The following is a 15,177-nucleotide window of genomic DNA, read 5'->3' as shown; positions in this document are numbered from 1 at the left end:
GGGGTCGTCTCAGAAAACGGAAAATAAAGCACGCTAAGCCGGTGGCAGCGGTCGCAATGGCCTGAACTTCCCCGCACCGACCTTGGCACTGCTGCGCCATAGGTAATCGCCGGTCAGGTTGATATGCTCCCACCCCAGCGGTGACAGATATTGCAGCAACGTGTCGTCCAGCGCCTTGCCGTGGGCACGCAAAGCACTGGTGGCACGCTCCAGATAGACCGTGTTCCACAACACGATGGCCGCCGTCACCAGATTGAGGCCGCTGGCCCGGTAGCGCTGCTGCTCAAAACTGCGGTCGCGGATTTCACCCAATCGGTAGAAGAAGACCGCCCTGGCCAGCGCGTTGCGCGCCTCGCCCTTATTCAGCCCCGCATGGACGCGGCGGCGCAGCTCCACGCTTTGCAGCCAATCCAGAATGAACAGCGTGCGCTCGATGCGCCCCAGCTCGCGCAGGGCGACGGCCAAGCCGTTTTGGCGCGGATAGCTGCCGAGCTTGCGCAGCATCAGCGAGGCCGTCACCGTGCCCTGCTTGATCGAAGTGGCCAGCCGTAGGATTTCATCCCAATGAGCGCGAATAGCCTTGATGTTCAGCCTGTCGCTGCTAATCATCGGCTTGAGTGCATCGTAGGCAGTATCGCCCTTGGGAATGAACAGCTTGGTGTCGCCCAGGTCGCGGATGCGCGGCGCGAACCGGAATCCCAGAAAGTGCATCAGGCCGAACACATGATCGGTGAAGCCCGCCGTGTCGGTGTAGTGTTCCTCGATACGCAAGTCAGACTCGTGGTACAGCAGGCCATCGAGCACATAGGTCGAGTCGCGCAAGCCGACGTTGACCACCTTGGCGCTGAAGGGCGCGTATTGGTCGGAGATATGGGTATAGAACGTCCGCCCAGGGCTACTTCCATACTTCGGATTGATATGCCCGGTGCTCTCTGCCTTGCTGCCGGTTCGGAAGTTCTGGCCGTCCGACGATGACGTGGTGCCGTCGCCCCAGTTTCCGGCGAAGGGTTGTCGAAACTGTGCGTTCACCAGCTCGGCCAGCGCCGTCGAATAGGTTTCGTCGCGAACGTGCCAGGCTTGCAGCCAAGACAGCTTGGCGTAGGTGGTGCCAGGGCAGGACTCGGCCATCTTGGTGAGCCCAAGATTGATACCATCAGCCAGAATCGTCGTCATCAGCAAGGTTTTGTCCTTGGCCGTGTCGCCGGTCTTCAGGTGTGTGAAGTGGCGCGTGAAGCCCGTCCATTCATCGACCTCCATCAGCAACTCGGTGATCTTGAGGTGCGGCAGCAACATCGCCGACTGGTCAATCAAGGCTTGCGCGGCGTCTGGCACCGCTGCGTCCAGCGGCGTGATCTTCAGGCCCGATGCAGTGGTGATGATGGCGTCCGGTAAGTCGTTGGTCGCCGCCATGCGGTTGACTGTGGCGAGTTGCGCCTCCAATAATTCCAGTCGGTCATGCAGATATTGGTCGCAGTCGGTGGCCACGGCCAGTGGCAATTCGCTGGCCAGCTTCAGGGTGGCGAACTTCTCGATCGGCACCAGGTATTCGTCGAAGTCCTTGAACTGGCGCGAACCCTGCACCCAAACATCACCAGAGCGCAGTGCGTTCTTCAGCTCCGACAGGGCGCATAACTCGTAGTAACGCCGGTCAATACCCTCGTCGGTCAGAACCAGCTTTGCCCAGCGCGGCTTGATGAATGCGGTTGGCGCATCGGCGGGCACCTTGCGCGCGCTGTCGCTGTTCATGCCGCGCAGCACGTCGATGGCATCGAGCACACCCTTGGCGGTGGGCGCGGCGCGCAGTTTGAGCACGTCCAGGAACTGCGGCGCATAGCGGCGCAGCGTGGCGTAACTCTCGCCGATATGGTGCAGGAAATCAAAATCGGCAGGCCGCGCCAGCGTTTGCGCCTCGGTGACGCTGGCGGCGAAGGTGTCCCACGGCATGACCGCTTCGATGGCGGCGAACGGATCGCCGCCGCTTTGTTTGGCTTCAATCAGCGCCTGACCGATGCGCCCATACATCCGCACCTTGTCGTTGATCGCCTTGCCGGAAGCCTGGAACTGCTGTTGATGCTTGTTCTTGGCCGCATTGAACAGCTTGCCGATGATGCGGTCGTGAAGGTCGATGATTTCATCAGTGACGGTGGCCATGCCCTCGATGGCCAGTGCTACCAAGGTGGCGTAACGCCGCTGCGACTCGAACTTGGCCAGGTCGGCGGGCGTCATCTGGCCGCCCTCGCGGGCGATCTTGAGCAAGCGGTTTTGGTGTACCTGCCGTTCGATGCCAGCAGGTAGGTCAAGCGCCTGCCAGGCTTTGAGGCGTTCGATGTGTTCAAGCATGTGGCGCGAGTTCGGCTTGGCGGGCGATTGGCGCAGCCACGCTAGCCACGTCATTTTGCTACCATCCTTGCGCTTGAGCAGTTCGTCCAGGCGCTGGCGATGGACAGGTATCAAGGAATCGGCCAATGCCGCATGGATGCTCCGGTTGGCACGGGTAATGGCCTCGGCGCTTGCGCGCTCGATGGCATTCATGGCGGGTAGGATGATGCTCTGCCGCCGCAGGTTTTCAACAAGGGTGCTGGCCAGCACAATGCCTTTGTCTGTTTGCAAGGCCAGTTCGGTCAATGTATGCACGGCTTGCCGGTAGTGACTCATGGTGAAGGGCTTGAATCCAAACACCGTTTGCAGCTCGACCAAGTGCTCCCGCCGTGTCTGCTCGCGCTGGCCGTAATCGTTCCAGCTTTCCACCGGCACCTTGAGTTGTGCGGCCACCATGCGCAGCAGGGGCGGAAATGGAGGTTCATCGACGCCCAAGAAGATGCCAGGGAATCGCAAGTAGCAAAGCTGCACGGCGAAGCCCAATCGATTCGCGGCGCCGCGACGCTGACGGATCACCGACAGGTCGGTTTCGTTGAACGTGTAGTGCCGTATCAGTTCGTCTTTGGCATCTGGCAGTGCCAGCAGACTTTCGCGCTCGGTGGCGGACAGGATTGAGCGGCGTGGCATGGTCAGTCTTCCCGCAGGTACTGGTACAAGGTTTCGCGGCTGATGCCGAAGTCACGGGCCACCAAGGTTTTTTGGTCGCCTGCCGCAACTCGCCGTTTCAACTCGGCAATTTGTTCGCTGTTCAGCGATTTCTTTCGTCCCCGGTAGGCACCGCGCTGCTTGGCCAGCACGATTCCCTCGCGCTGACGTTCGCGGATCAGGGCGCGCTCGAACTCAGCAAAGGCTCCCATGACCGACAGCATCAGATTGGCCATCGGTGAGTCCTCGCCGGTGAACGTCAGCCCTTCTTTGACGAACTCCATGCGCACGCCCCGTTGTGTCAGCCCTTGGACGATGCGGCGCAGGTCATCAAGGTTGCGTGCCAACCTGTCCATGCTATGCACCACCACGGTGTCGCCCTCGCGGACGAAGGCCAGCAGCCTTTCAAGTTCGGGACGTTGTGTGTCCTTGCCTGAAGCCTTATCGGTGAATACCTTGCCGACTTCTATTTGTTCCAGTTGTCGATCAGGATTCTGGTCGAAGCTGCTGACGCGGACGTAGCCGATACGTTGACCTTGCAAGATGCCTCCAAAGGTAAAAATGTCAGGATGAAATCTATTACCCTTGGCTGAATGTGTCAATAAATATAAATTCACACTCTACTCTGACGTTGTTTGTGCTCAACATCTGACATCAGGTTAGGGCATAGCCTTAACTGACACCACCTCCCAGGGCCTGATATAAAGCAACACTATCGACTAGGCGTTGTGCCTGGGCCGCAACCATATTGATCCGGATTGACTGTGCCTGTTGCTGCGCGATGAGCAGTTGCAGGTAGCTGGCCGCGCCCAGCCGGTATTGCCGTTCGACCGACTGCAAGGAGGCCTGTGCAGCCATATCAGCGGCAGCGAGGGCAGTCAAAGTTTGTGCATCGCTTTCCACCGCGCGCAGGGTGTCGGCGACGTTACGCAAAGACTCCAATACGACGCTCTGGTAATTGGCTGCGGCGGCATCAAAAGCGGCGAGCGCCGCTCTTTTTTCAGCGGGTAGCCCTGGATTAAAAAGAGGCTGGGTGAGCTGCGCAACCAGGCCCCACACTGCCGAGCCACCACCGAACAGGGTACCGGTGGTCAGCGCTTGAGAGCCAAGGTTGGCGCTCAGGTTGATCTGTGGGTAGAGCTTGGCGACAGCCACACCATAGTCTGCATTGGCCGCATGCAACAGCGCCTCTGACGCCTGGATATCCGGTCGGCGGCGCACCAGTTCTGAGGGCACGACGAGCGGCATCTCGACGGGCAGAGTGAAATCGGCCAGAGTGAAGGCCGGGATGCCACCCGTGCCTGGGGCACGACCGGCTAGCACCGCCAGTAGATGTTCGGTTTGTTGCAGTTGTTTACGCAGCGCAGGCAGTTCTGCCCGCGTTTGCTCCGCCTGAGCTTGTAGGCTCAACGCTTCATCAGGTGAGGCCTGACCGATACGCACGCGTTCATGGGCTAGGCGCAGTTGCTCATCCTGCACGCGCAAAATGGCAGTAGTGGCTTCTAGTTGCGCGGCGAGGCGTGCTCGGGTAATGGCAGCGGTTGCCATGTTGCCGGCAAGGGCCAGGCGCGCAGCATTCAGTTCGAAGCGACGGTAGTCGGCGCGAGCAGCCAAGGCTTCGAGTGCGCGCCGGTTGCCGCCAGCCAGATCGAGGTTGTAATGCACGCCAACGCTGGCGTTGTAGAGGCTGAATTGACGTGCGTCTCCGCTCAACCCTTGGCTACTGGGACTCATTTGCTGGCGCTGAGATCCCAGTGCGACATCTACCTGTGGATATTGCGTCGAGCCCGCCTGTGCGGCAAGAAGCTCCTGCGCCTGTCGCAAATTGGCGCTGATGCTCGCCAGCGTCGGGCTGACATGGAAAGCTTCGTTGATCAGTCCGTCGAGTGTGGATGAACCCAAGCTTTGCCACCATTGCGTTTCGATCGGAAGCCCTTCGACTAGACGTTGTGTTTCGCCGAACTGCGTGGGAGCGGACGCGGTTCTATCAGCCACCGGTGTTGCAGTGTAGCGAGCCACATCGGGTGCGGTGGGACGCTGAAAATCAGGGCCGGCGGCGCAACCGGCCAGACCGGCGGTGACCAGACCAGCTACCAGGTAAGTTGCCGCAAGCCGTCTTTCGAGGCTGATGGGGCGCTGGCATGTTTTAGCGTGCTCCATAAAAATGCTCCACGAAAGGTTTACGGAAAGCTTGGTGGCAGCCCAAGCAGCTTTCCTGCACGTGGGCGAATGATTGGATCACCGCCTTGCCGTCGCTGCTCGCAGCAGCCAGCTTCATGGCCAGCGCCGCCTCGTGAGTCTGCGCGTCAAAGTTTCTGAACTTGGTCGCATCAGCGCCGAGGTAAGCAAGGATGCGCATTTTTTCAGTAAGCGGTGGCTCGGGGTGTGCAGCAACTTTTGGGGCGAGCTGAACGACCTGAACCCATTCCTCCTGCGAAATCGCACCGGTAATAGCCTGCATGTTGCGCCCGAGTTCCTGCATGATCTTGCGTAGCGCCAGTGGCTCAACCTGGGTAGCGTCACCAGCCCAAGCTGGCAACTGAAAACCCCATAAAAGCAGGCAGGCCGTAACGGTCAGGGTGATAGTTCCAAATGCGTGGCTGTGTTTGCGGTGGGTCATGAAATTCTCCTGTAATTCAATCGTTCTCTCATTCGAACTCCCGCCCTTCGCCAGCTTCCTCATGGGTCACACCGTCGCGGATGTGGTAGATGCGCTTGAAAGTGGGGATGATCTTTTCGTCATGGGTGACGACGATGATGGCGGTCTCGAACTTCCGAGCCATGTCATTGAGGATGCGGATTACAGCCATGGCGCGCTCACTGTCTAGTGGAGCTGTGGGCTCATCAGCCAGGATCACCGGAGGGCGATTGACCAAACCTCGCGCAATGGCGACCCGTTGCTGCTCGCCACCGGAGAGTTGCGAGGGCATGGCGCGAGCCCGGTGTTGCACATCGAGCGCGGTGAGCAGTTCCAGTGCCTTCGCGCGCGACTCCCCATTCGCGACGCCTGCGAGCATCGGCAGTAGCGCCACGTTGTCGGTGACATCGAGAAACGGAATCAGGTATGGTGCCTGGAAAACGAAACCGATCTTGTCGCGCCGCAAGGCGCGCAAGTCGCGGACTTTCCAGCCATCGTCGTAGATCACTTCATCGCCCAGCGTCATGCGACCGGCGGTCGGATCAATCACCGCGCCCAGACATTTGAGCAGCGTGCTCTTGCCGGACCCGGAAGGGCCAATCAGGCCCACCACCTCGCCGGGTGCCACCTGCATGTCCACGCCTTTCAAGGCATTGACCGCGGTATCGCCCTCGCCATAACGTTTTCTCAAACCTTCGATGCGAATGCCTTTGCCACTCATCTCAACCTCCAATGGCTTCGGCCGGGTCGACCTTGAGTGCCATGCGAATGGCGACGATGCTGGCTAGAACGCAGATCACGAGCACGGCGAAAAAACCGGCGATGGAGTCGAACGGCATCAGCAGTACGTACTTGGGAAACAGGGGCGCTGAGAAAGTGGCTGTGATCTTGCCGACCACGAAACCAATCACGCCCAGGGCGAGCGCCTGCTGCATGATCATCGCGGCGATGGTTCGGTTGCGTGTGCCGATGAGCTTCAACACCGCGATCTCGCGGATTTTGTCCATCGTCAGCGAATAGATGATGAAGGCAACGATGGCCGCGCTAACGATGGCCAGAATCACCAAGAACATGCCGATCTGCTTGGCCGACGTGGCGATCAACTTGCCGACGAGGATGTCTTCCATCTGTGCCCGTGTGTAGACCGTCAAACGTTTCCAGCGCCGGATGGATTCGGCAACCTCGTCCGGCGCATGACCAGGTTTCAGAGTGACCAGCACTGCATTGACGAACGCGTTGGTGCTCTGTGAAGCAATCACGGCATCCAGCAAACCAGTAACACCGGGTCGATTGAAGGCCGGGTTGGCTTCGGTGCGACGCCGGCTTTGCCAAATGGCGTCGTTGTCCTTGAGGAACTGAGCCTCTTGGGCATCCTTGAGCGGAATGAATACCATCGGGTCGCCGCTGGACGACACCATGCGCCGTGTCAGCCCCACGACGGTGTAATGATTTCGGCGAATGGCAAGACGATCTCCCAGTTTGAAGCCGGTGGCGATGTCGGCCACCGCCTCGTAGTGACCGCGCGTGATCTGGCGTCCAGCGACGAGATAAGGAGGCCATCCGGGTGTAGCCCCCAACGCACCGGGCGCGATGCCGACCACCATGGTGCGTACATCACTCTCGCCCTTGCGTACCTGCATGGTCAGGTAGGTCACGTTCGCTGCCTGTGAGACTCCCGGCATGGCGAGAATGGCGCGATACACGTCATCGTTGAGGCTGGACGACTCCGCATAAGGACCCAGAGTATCCTTTTGCACCACCCAAAGGTCAGCGCCACTGTTGTCGAGCAACGCCTTGCCGTCGTCCACCATGCCTCGGTACACCCCAGCCATGACCAGGGTGACGCCGATCAGCAGACCCAGACCGATGCCGGTGAAGACGAATTTTCCCCAGGCATGGAGAATGTCGCGGCCGGCCAGGCTGATCATCGTGACACTCCTGGGATATGGTCGACCACATGGATGCGGCTGCGCGCCGTCAGTGCCTTTTCGCTATAGGTCACAACCTGGTCCCCATTCTTGAGCCCTTCGCGCACCTGCACGTAACCATTGAGGTCGGAAGTGCCGAGCTTGACCGGGGAGAAATGCAGATCACCATCCACGATTTGCCAGACACCAACTTTGTCGCCCTCACGCTGGACGGCAGCGTTGGGGATCAGTGGAGCGGCCGGGAGCGCCGGCAAGTCAACCGTGACTTCGGCCAGTTCACCCACCGGTGGCAAAGGTTCTGGTTTGTTATCGAATGTCACCTTGGCAAGCGTTTCCTCGGTTACCGCGTCGGCCTTGGGTTCCACCCGCAGCACGCGACCTTTCAAGGTCTGGCCACCACGCGAACGCAGGACGATAAGAGTCGGCAACCCCCCAGCCAGCCCCGATGCGCTGATCTGGTCGAAGCGCGCATTGATCCACAAACTCTTGGGGTCGATCACTTCCACCACGGCCTGGCCCGCGACGATGGTCGTGCCGGGATCGGCATCGCGCACGGCGACTACACCGTCGACCGGCGCGATCAGGCGCAGATTGCTCCGCTGCGCGACGAGTCCTTCGCGGTCGGAGCGTGCCCGGACAATATCTTCCCGAGCGGCAGATAAGGCGGCATCGGCGATCTGCAGTTCCTGCCGCTTGGTGGTGACGATTTCCTCGCTGGTCGAGCGCACCGCAAACAATTGCTCGTAGCGGCGCGCCTGGGTTTGCGCGTAGGCTTGCCGGGCTTCTGCCTCGCGCAAAGCCGCTTCCGCACGCTTGAATGCCGACTCCTGTGAGCGCACCCGATCATCGAGGTCGACCGGCTCCATCTCGCCGAGCACCTGTCCGGCCTTGACCTGGTCGCCTACATGCACCTCCAGGCGTTTGACGCGCCCGGCAAACGTCGGCCCGATCTTGTAGGTGTAGCGCGCCTCCACCGTGCCGATGCCGAACAGCGCCGGTGTGATAGCCCGTGATTCCACGCTTGCCACCGTCACAGCGACCGGGGCGAGCGGCCCTGATCGCAGACCGACATAAATAAAAAGCACCAGCAAAGGAATGATGACGGCAAGCAGCGCCAGGGTGCGGCCTTGCAAGGGTAACTTTTTCATTGCGCACTCCTTATGCCACGCCGATAAATTGCAAAGACGCGCGGCGCATCGCGGTGCATACGTCCCACATCACCCGCCAACAGCGATTGCATGACCAAGCCCTGGATCGTGCCAATGAACAGCGTTGCCGCCGCCTCGTTGTCAAGCGAGGGAGACAACTCGCCGCTGGCCTTGCCTTTCTCGATGAGACGATGCAAACGTTCGCCGTAGCGCTGAATCAAGGTTTGCACCATGCGCTTGGCCGGTGTCGATTCGGCACGCTGAAGCTCACCAAACATCATTCTTGGCACGCCTGGGTGCTCAGCTACGAATTCGATATGACTCATGAACATCGCCTCCATGGCTGCCAAGGGCGACTCGATTCCTTGTGCGGATCGATCGATTCTGGCTAATAGGCGCTCTGCTACCCACTCCATGACCGCCTGCCAAATGGCTTCCTTGTTCGGGAAGTGCCGAAACAGCGCACCCTGGGTCAAGTTCATGTGTTTAGCGATAGCTGCAGTGGTTATCTCGCTTGGGTTTTGTGAACCGGCAAGCGCCACGACGGACTCGACAGTTACGGCACGACGTTCATCGGCCGGCAGATGCTTTGGATGGGTGTCCACGAGCACTCCTTGTAAGATAGTAATTGATTACTATCTTACCACAAGAGGCAACTCAAACAAGAGAAAACCCGACGTACTCGTCAATATCTAGCGTCTGCAATGGGCTTAACGTGCTTTATTTTCCGTTTTCTGAGACGTCCCCAACGAGCGCCTGCGGGCCTTGGAGGAGTCTTTGCAGTTGTGTACACAACAACTGCACGAAAGCAACGAGCGTTGGAAGGCCAGTCAGCGCAGTTTGGCGCAACGTGAAACCGAAATGCTGGCGCAACAAGGCTTGTTAGAGCGTCTCACAGCACAACACGCTGCTTTGCAGCAGCGTTTAGAGCAGGTGCAAACCCAAGCGCAACAAGAGCGCCAGCAACTGCAAGAGCGCCACCAAGAAAACGAGCGCCGTTGGATGACCGAGGTCGATCGCGCCCGGCAACAAAACAAACAGCTGAACCAACAGTTCACACAGCAATTACAAGAACAGGAGCGCCACAGCGCCCAAGCGCAAGCGCAGTTGGCACAACGCTTGGCGACCGAACAGGCGCAAGTTCAGCAACAACAAGCCGAGTTGACCCAGTTGCAACAACAATTGGTATTGGCACAAGGGCAAGCCAGCCAGGCCACCCTGTTGTTGACACAATGGCAAAGTCAGCAGGCAACAGGCATCCCGTTGCCATCTCTAGGGGCAGAAGAGCGTAAGCGTTCCGTCTTGCGCCCGGCCGCCGGGCGACGCGCGGTCGGCTTGGGTAAGCAACGTTTAGTACGTGGTGGCCGCCGCTAAGGCCCCCATGTCTAGCAGCGGTGCCACGCTCTGGTCTGGTAGCAGCAGTAAAGCCGTAATGGCCCGCTGAGGCCCCGTTGGTTGCGCTGGTGCTGGTTTGATAGAGGCCGCACTCAGCTTAAGCATGTCCATCACGGCATCGGCACCCACCGCCAAAGGCTGTTGGCGATCACTGCCAATGATGGCAATGCGCCGCTGCAGGTTGTGCGCCAAGGTTTCGGTGGAGTCGAACAATTCCAGCAAATTTTGCAAGATGGTGTTTCTGCTGTCTTCCAAGGCCGCCAATGCCGCATCTTGTTGGCCCGATTCTGCCCAAGTCAGCAAGCGGTCGGCCAGCTGGTGAATTTGGGCGTGTGGTTGCTCAAACTGCGACAAAAAAACCGATAGCTCGGCATTCTCGGTGTGGTAAGCGTAAAACCATTGACCAAAAGCGCAGTCGCGTGGGCTGCGCGCTTTAGAAAAGGGGGTTGCACTGCGGATGGAATACTCCAAGGCCCCCATCCAATCTAAATGGTCTTGGCGGCGCTTGGGCAGCATGGCCTCAATCTGGGCATATTCTGCGTATGCCGACTCCAGCGAGAAATGATTCCATAAAGACACATAAGGCAAAGGCTGGTCGGCAAAGACGAAGTGGCTTGCGACTGCTGGCCCTTGGGCCGAAAAATCGGGCGGTAAGGCTGCGACATGCTGCACTTGCTCTAAGGGCAGAGCAAAACTGCGCGGGCCTACACGCAACAACAAAACATCCAAAGTGTCGGACATGGCATCATTTCTTAGCGAGGTGGAGGCAACTCTAACCCAATCGTTTGACAGAAGCTGGTGGCGGGCCGCTTGTCAGAAATCCAATACCAGCGCGGCATGGAAGCTGCGCCCCGGTTGGGTGTAGGCATCGTTGACCGTGCTGGCAGCCGCTAAGCCATACACGTCGGGCCAAAGCCAGTATTTTTGGTTGGTCAGGTTGTGGATGGCAAAGTTCAGCCGCAGGTCTTTACGCAAACGCCATTGGGCCGATAGATCTAAAGTGCTGGCTTGGCCAATGGTGAATTGGGTATTTGGCGCTTTCACGGCAGCAGCGCTGTCAATGTCGCTGGCCTTTTTGGCACCATAGTGCCGCAGGTCGGCGCGCATACCCCAGGCAGCGGTATCGTATTGCAAGCCAACATGGATTTGTTGCGGATCAATCGAGTTCAAGGGTGCGCCCGTGGTGCGGTTGACTCCCTTGGCACGGCCCCAGCTGAACGGGGTGCTGACGCGCCCACCCGCTAACATGCCCCAATCGTACACCCCTTTGAACTCCACCCCAGTGATGCGCGCCCGCTCGGTGTTCAGGGTTTGGAACACGCGCGGGTCAGTTGCTGTGCCGGTACCACGGATCAGCACCGTATCCATCATCAGGTTGGAATAATGGTTGGCAAAGAGGGTGGCATCTAACTTTAAGCGTGCCAAACGGCCACGCACACCCAGCTCAATCCCCTTGCTTTTTTCTGGCTTCAGGTGCGGATTGGGGATGATGGTGACGTGCTCGGCCGCGTTTTCAAAATAACCATTGATTTGTGCTGCATCGGGGGCACGAAAACCAGCCGCATATTGACCAAACAGACTCCACTCTGCATTGGCACGGTACAGCACGCCCAACTTGGGCGAGAGGGCGGAGCCAGAAAGCGACTGGCCCGGCTGCGCCGCAGGCGGAAAGAATCCGGCTTGGCTACTGACATCCAACGCAAAATGATCCCAACGCAGGCCGGGCGTGATACTCCATTGGTCGGTCACGGATTCAGCTTGCAGATAGAGCGCATGGGTAGTTTCGCGTGTATCGGGAAAACGCTTCAGCGGAAACACCTCGGGCGGCAGCGGGGTCAAGCCAGTGTACAGATTACTGATGTCGCTGCGCGTGTGGTCAAAGCCATAGCTCAGCTTGTGTGCCCAGTCGCCCGAGGTGCGCACCAGCTTATCGGCCTTCAGGCCAGCCTGCCAAGTACGCTCGCTATAACTGTTATCGCGTACCCGCAGCGGTAGGGTATTGCGTACGCTAGTACCCAGTTGGCGTGACTTGGCATGTTGCACGGCCAGCACGGTTTGTACTTGGTCAGCCCAATCTACGCCCAAGGTATAGCCGCCTTCCCAAGTCAGGCGGCTGCGCTCCATCGTCCGACTAGAGGTTTCGTCCATCACTGCCCCGGCAATCGCGCTGGCGCTGCCTGTCAAGGGCAGTGGAGCCCGGCTAGAGAGCAGGTTGACATCGGCCTGTTTTTCGAAATGCTCCAGCGTGACGACATGGCGCTGTATGCCCGAGGGGCGCAGCACGGCCTTGGCAAGGATGGCGTTGTCTTGGTTCTGTTGTGGGTTTGGTGTGGTGCGGTTGGTGTCTGGGCTGTCGCGCGTGCCCATGTTGTCTAGCGCATGCGAGCGCCGCGCATTGGCGCTGAGCAACCATTGGGTGCTCTCATTGGTTACCCCGGCCACTGTCGCAGCTAAGGCACGGCCCCGGTCGTCGCCACTCCAGCTGGTGGCTATGCGGCCACCGAATGTTTTGGGTGCAGCCTCTGGGCTGTTGCTGGTCAAGAAATCGGCCGGTTCGTAGGTAATAAAGTTGACCAAACCGGCCATGCCATCCGAGCCATACAAGGCCGAGGCCGGGCCGCGTACCACTTCGATGCGCTTGAGCAATTCCATCGACAGGTATTCGCGGTCAAAGGTGGTGGTGCGAAAGGCGTAACTGCGCGGCACGCGAATGCCATCCACCAACATCAGCACCCGGTTGCCACCCAAGCCCCGAATGTTCAAACCCACATTGCCATCGCGCCCCGTACCCACCGAAGTGGCTCCGCCCACGGTGGTGCGTGGCAACGGGTGCTTGATCGAGGTATTGGGCAGATCGCGCAGCGCCTCGCGCACATCGCGGCTTTGTTGGTCGCTCAGGGTGCGTGCATTGACCACATCCAGCGATAACGGCAGCTCATCGCTCAGTTGTTCGCTGCGCGAACCGCTCACGACTACCTCCCCCAGCACGGGCACAGCAGCGGGTTGTGCTTGCACGGCGGTCTGGGGTAGGCAGGCCAGCATCGCCAGGAGTGACAGCGCGCGCAGTGGCACCCAAGGCTGTTCTGAATGCGAAATGCAGGGAGGGCAAAAAGGAATCGATGGCATAAATTTGTCTCCGCTTGCTGTGGTGGGAATCGTGATGGAATTATTGGCAGATTTGGTAGATACTGGATGCGGATTTGTCTGAAATAACGATGCAACAAGAGGAGACACCATGACCATCCACAAGCTGACGCGCCTTGCGACCTTGGTACTGTCCAGTCTGGCTATGGCAGCCACGGCCCAACACAAAGAGGGCGCGATGTCGCCAGAGGCGCATTACCAAGCAGGCTCCTCCCCGCTGGCCGATACGCCGATGTACCAAAGCATCAACCCCAATGCACCCAAAATGACGCAGGCCGAGTTTGACAAGGCACGCCAGACTTATTTTGAGCGCTGTGCTGGTTGCCACGGTGTCTTGCGCAAAGGGGCCACCGGCAAGCCTTTGACACCCGATTTAACCCTGAGCAAAGGCACCGATTACCTGAAGGTGTTCATTGCCTATGGCTCGCCCGCCGGTATGCCCAACTGGCAAACCTCGGGCGAAATGACCGAGGCCGAAGTGGACATGATGGCGCGCTACATTCAGCAAGACCCGCCCCAGCCGCCCGAATGGGGCATGGAAGACATGAAGAAAACTTGGAAGGTCACGGTTGCCCCCAAAGACCGCCCGACCAAGAAGATGAACCACTACAACATCGCCAATATTTTCTCTACCACCTTGCGTGACACGGGCGAGGTGGCGTTGATTGATGGTGATACCAAAGAAATTATCAACATTGTCAAAACGGGTTATGCGGTGCATATCTCGCGCACCTCTGCTTCTGGACGCTACCTGTTTGTGATTGGCCGTGATGGCCGCGTCAATATGATTGACCTGTGGATGCCCAAGCCCGATAACGTGGCCGAAATTCGCATTGGCCTCGAGGCCCGCTCGGTAGAAACCTCCAAATACAAGGGCAAAGAAGGCGACTTTACCGACAAGCTGGCCATTGCTGGTGCTTATTGGCCGCCGCAGTTTGTGATTATGGATGGCGATACGTTAGAGCCGAAAAAGATCGTCTCGACCCGTGGCATGACGGTAGACACCCAAGAGTACCACCCCGAACCACGTGTGGCTTCGATTGTGGCCTCGCACTTCAAGCCCGAGTTCATCGTCAACGTGAAAGAAACCGGCAAAACGTTGATGGTGGATTACTCCAACCTCGAGTCGCTCAAAATCACCGAGTTGGGCTCGGCGCGCTACCTGCACGATGGCGGCTGGGACTCTAGCAAGCGCTACTTTATGGTAGCGGCCAACAACAGCAACAAAATCGGCGTGATTGATGCCAAGAAAGGCAAAATCGGCGCAGTGGTTGAGGTAGGCAAAACCCCGCATCCAGGGCGCGGAGCCAACTTTGTGCATCCGCAATATGGCCCTGTCTGGGCGACGGGCCACTTGGGCGATGAAACCATTTCGTTGATTGGTACTGATCCGAAAAAGCACCAACAATATGCTTTTAAAGAAGTCGCCAAGCTAAAAGGCCCCGGTGGTGGCGCTTTGTTCATCAAGAGCCACCCCAAGTCCAAGCATTTGTACTCGGACGCACCGCTCAACCCAGACCCGAAAATCTCGCAATCGGTGGTGGTGTATGACATCCAGAATCTGGCCAAAGGTTATAGCGTACTACCGATTGCCGAATGGGCCGGTTTAGCCAACGATGGTGGTGCCAAGCGCGTAGTACAGCCCGAGTTCAACCAAGCCGGGGATGAGGTGTGGTTCTCCGTCTGGTCGGCCAAAGACAAGCAATCGGCCTTGGTGGTGGTGGACGATAAAACCCTCAAACTCAAGGCGGTGATTAAAGACCCACGCATCATTACGCCGACGGGCCACTTTAACGTCTACAACACCCAACACGACGTGTATTGAGACTGCTAGCTGGCTACCAAGAGCCAGTAGCAAAAGCAACAAGGCCCCCGTAGCCATCCGCTCACTAGCGGTACT

Annotated in this window: 12 protein-coding genes; 2 read left to right on the top strand and 10 right to left on the bottom strand. The window is 58.7% G+C overall.

Annotated elements, in window-relative coordinates:
* Positions 1-33: 33 nt before the first annotated feature.
* From PHX60_RS14110 to PHX60_RS14075, 8 genes are all read right to left on the bottom strand, one after another.
* Positions 34-3,006: a Tn3 family transposase gene (locus PHX60_RS14110; protein ID WP_105731065.1), complete on the bottom strand. Its 2,973-nt coding sequence runs from the start codon at positions 3,004-3,006 to the stop codon at positions 34-36.
* Positions 3,007-3,008: 2 nt separating this feature from the next.
* Complete coding sequence (locus PHX60_RS14105) at positions 3,009-3,566, bottom strand: recombinase family protein (protein WP_001162010.1); 558 nt, start codon at positions 3,564-3,566, stop codon at positions 3,009-3,011.
* 130 nt (positions 3,567-3,696) lie between these two features.
* A complete protein-coding gene (locus PHX60_RS14100; RefSeq protein WP_003056103.1) occupies positions 3,697-5,184 on the bottom strand; it encodes an efflux transporter outer membrane subunit in 1,488 nt (495 codons plus the stop codon).
* Positions 5,171-5,644, bottom strand: coding sequence for a cytochrome c (locus PHX60_RS14095; RefSeq protein ID WP_003056106.1), 474 nt, complete (start codon positions 5,642-5,644; stop codon positions 5,171-5,173). The genes PHX60_RS14100 and PHX60_RS14095 overlap by 14 nt, the downstream gene beginning before the upstream one ends.
* 28 nt (positions 5,645-5,672) lie before the next feature.
* On the bottom strand, positions 5,673-6,383 hold the full coding sequence (locus PHX60_RS14090) for an ABC transporter ATP-binding protein (protein ID WP_003056107.1): 711 nt from the start codon (positions 6,381-6,383) through the stop codon (positions 5,673-5,675).
* Position 6,384: 1 nt separating this feature from the next.
* On the bottom strand, positions 6,385-7,590 hold the full coding sequence (locus tag PHX60_RS14085; protein ID WP_003056108.1) for an ABC transporter permease: 1,206 nt from the start codon (positions 7,588-7,590) through the stop codon (positions 6,385-6,387).
* Complete coding sequence (locus tag PHX60_RS14080; protein WP_003056109.1) at positions 7,587-8,738, bottom strand: efflux RND transporter periplasmic adaptor subunit; 1,152 nt, start codon at positions 8,736-8,738, stop codon at positions 7,587-7,589. Before PHX60_RS14080 ends, PHX60_RS14085 begins: the two co-directional genes overlap by 4 nt.
* Entirely contained in the window at positions 8,735-9,343 is a 609-nt protein-coding gene (locus PHX60_RS14075) for a TetR/AcrR family transcriptional regulator (RefSeq protein ID WP_004393990.1), read from the bottom strand. Before PHX60_RS14075 ends, PHX60_RS14080 begins: the two co-directional genes overlap by 4 nt.
* A gap of 172 nt (positions 9,344-9,515) precedes the next feature.
* Between PHX60_RS14075 and PHX60_RS14070 the strand changes: the two genes are divergently transcribed.
* A complete protein-coding gene (locus PHX60_RS14070; RefSeq protein ID WP_300078928.1) occupies positions 9,516-10,112 on the top strand; it encodes a hypothetical protein in 597 nt (198 codons plus the stop codon).
* Here the strand turns inward: PHX60_RS14070 and PHX60_RS14065 are convergent.
* Together PHX60_RS14065 and PHX60_RS14060 are read right to left on the bottom strand one after the other, a co-directional pair.
* Positions 10,089-10,874: a chemotaxis protein CheW gene (locus PHX60_RS14065; RefSeq protein WP_300078925.1), complete on the bottom strand. Its 786-nt coding sequence runs from the start codon at positions 10,872-10,874 to the stop codon at positions 10,089-10,091. The two genes, PHX60_RS14070 and PHX60_RS14065, sit on opposite strands and share 24 nt — an antisense overlap.
* Positions 10,875-10,946: 72 nt before the next feature.
* Complete coding sequence (locus PHX60_RS14060; protein ID WP_300078923.1) at positions 10,947-13,259, bottom strand: TonB-dependent hemoglobin/transferrin/lactoferrin family receptor; 2,313 nt, start codon at positions 13,257-13,259, stop codon at positions 10,947-10,949.
* Positions 13,260-13,368: 109 nt separating this feature from the next.
* Between PHX60_RS14060 and PHX60_RS14055 the strand changes: the two genes are divergently transcribed.
* The gene (locus PHX60_RS14055) at positions 13,369-15,102 is read left to right on the top strand and encodes a nitrite reductase (protein WP_300078921.1); all 1,734 of its coding nucleotides are present in this window, start codon (positions 13,369-13,371) and stop codon (positions 15,100-15,102) included.
* The last annotated feature ends 75 nt before the right edge of the window (positions 15,103-15,177 follow it).

The sequence above is a fragment of the Giesbergeria sp. genome (genome assembly GCF_028686475.1).
Taxonomy (GTDB): domain Bacteria; phylum Pseudomonadota; class Gammaproteobacteria; order Burkholderiales; family Burkholderiaceae_C; genus Simplicispira.
This window is presented reverse-complemented; position numbering and strand designations above follow the sequence as displayed.

What these genes read in the sequence shown, in the direction of transcription:
- PHX60_RS14065 (WP_300078925.1), bottom strand. Translation starts at nt 10,874, where the DNA reads ATGTCCGACACTTTGGATGTTTTGTTGTTGCGTGTAGGCCCGCGCAGT.
- PHX60_RS14110 (WP_105731065.1), bottom strand. Translation starts at nt 3,006, where the DNA reads ATGCCACGCCGCTCAATCCTGTCCGCCACCGAGCGCGAAAGTCTGCTG.
- PHX60_RS14090 (WP_003056107.1), bottom strand. Translation starts at nt 6,383, where the DNA reads ATGAGTGGCAAAGGCATTCGCATCGAAGGTTTGAGAAAACGTTATGGC.
- PHX60_RS14095 (WP_003056106.1), bottom strand. Translation starts at nt 5,644, where the DNA reads ATGACCCACCGCAAACACAGCCACGCATTTGGAACTATCACCCTGACC.
- PHX60_RS14085 (WP_003056108.1), bottom strand. Translation starts at nt 7,590, where the DNA reads ATGATCAGCCTGGCCGGCCGCGACATTCTCCATGCCTGGGGAAAATTC.
- PHX60_RS14060 (WP_300078923.1), bottom strand. Translation starts at nt 13,259, where the DNA reads ATGCCATCGATTCCTTTTTGCCCTCCCTGCATTTCGCATTCAGAACAG.
- PHX60_RS14100 (WP_003056103.1), bottom strand. Translation starts at nt 5,184, where the DNA reads ATGGAGCACGCTAAAACATGCCAGCGCCCCATCAGCCTCGAAAGACGG.
- PHX60_RS14055 (WP_300078921.1), top strand. Translation starts at nt 13,369, where the DNA reads ATGACCATCCACAAGCTGACGCGCCTTGCGACCTTGGTACTGTCCAGT.
- PHX60_RS14080 (WP_003056109.1), bottom strand. Translation starts at nt 8,738, where the DNA reads ATGAAAAAGTTACCCTTGCAAGGCCGCACCCTGGCGCTGCTTGCCGTC.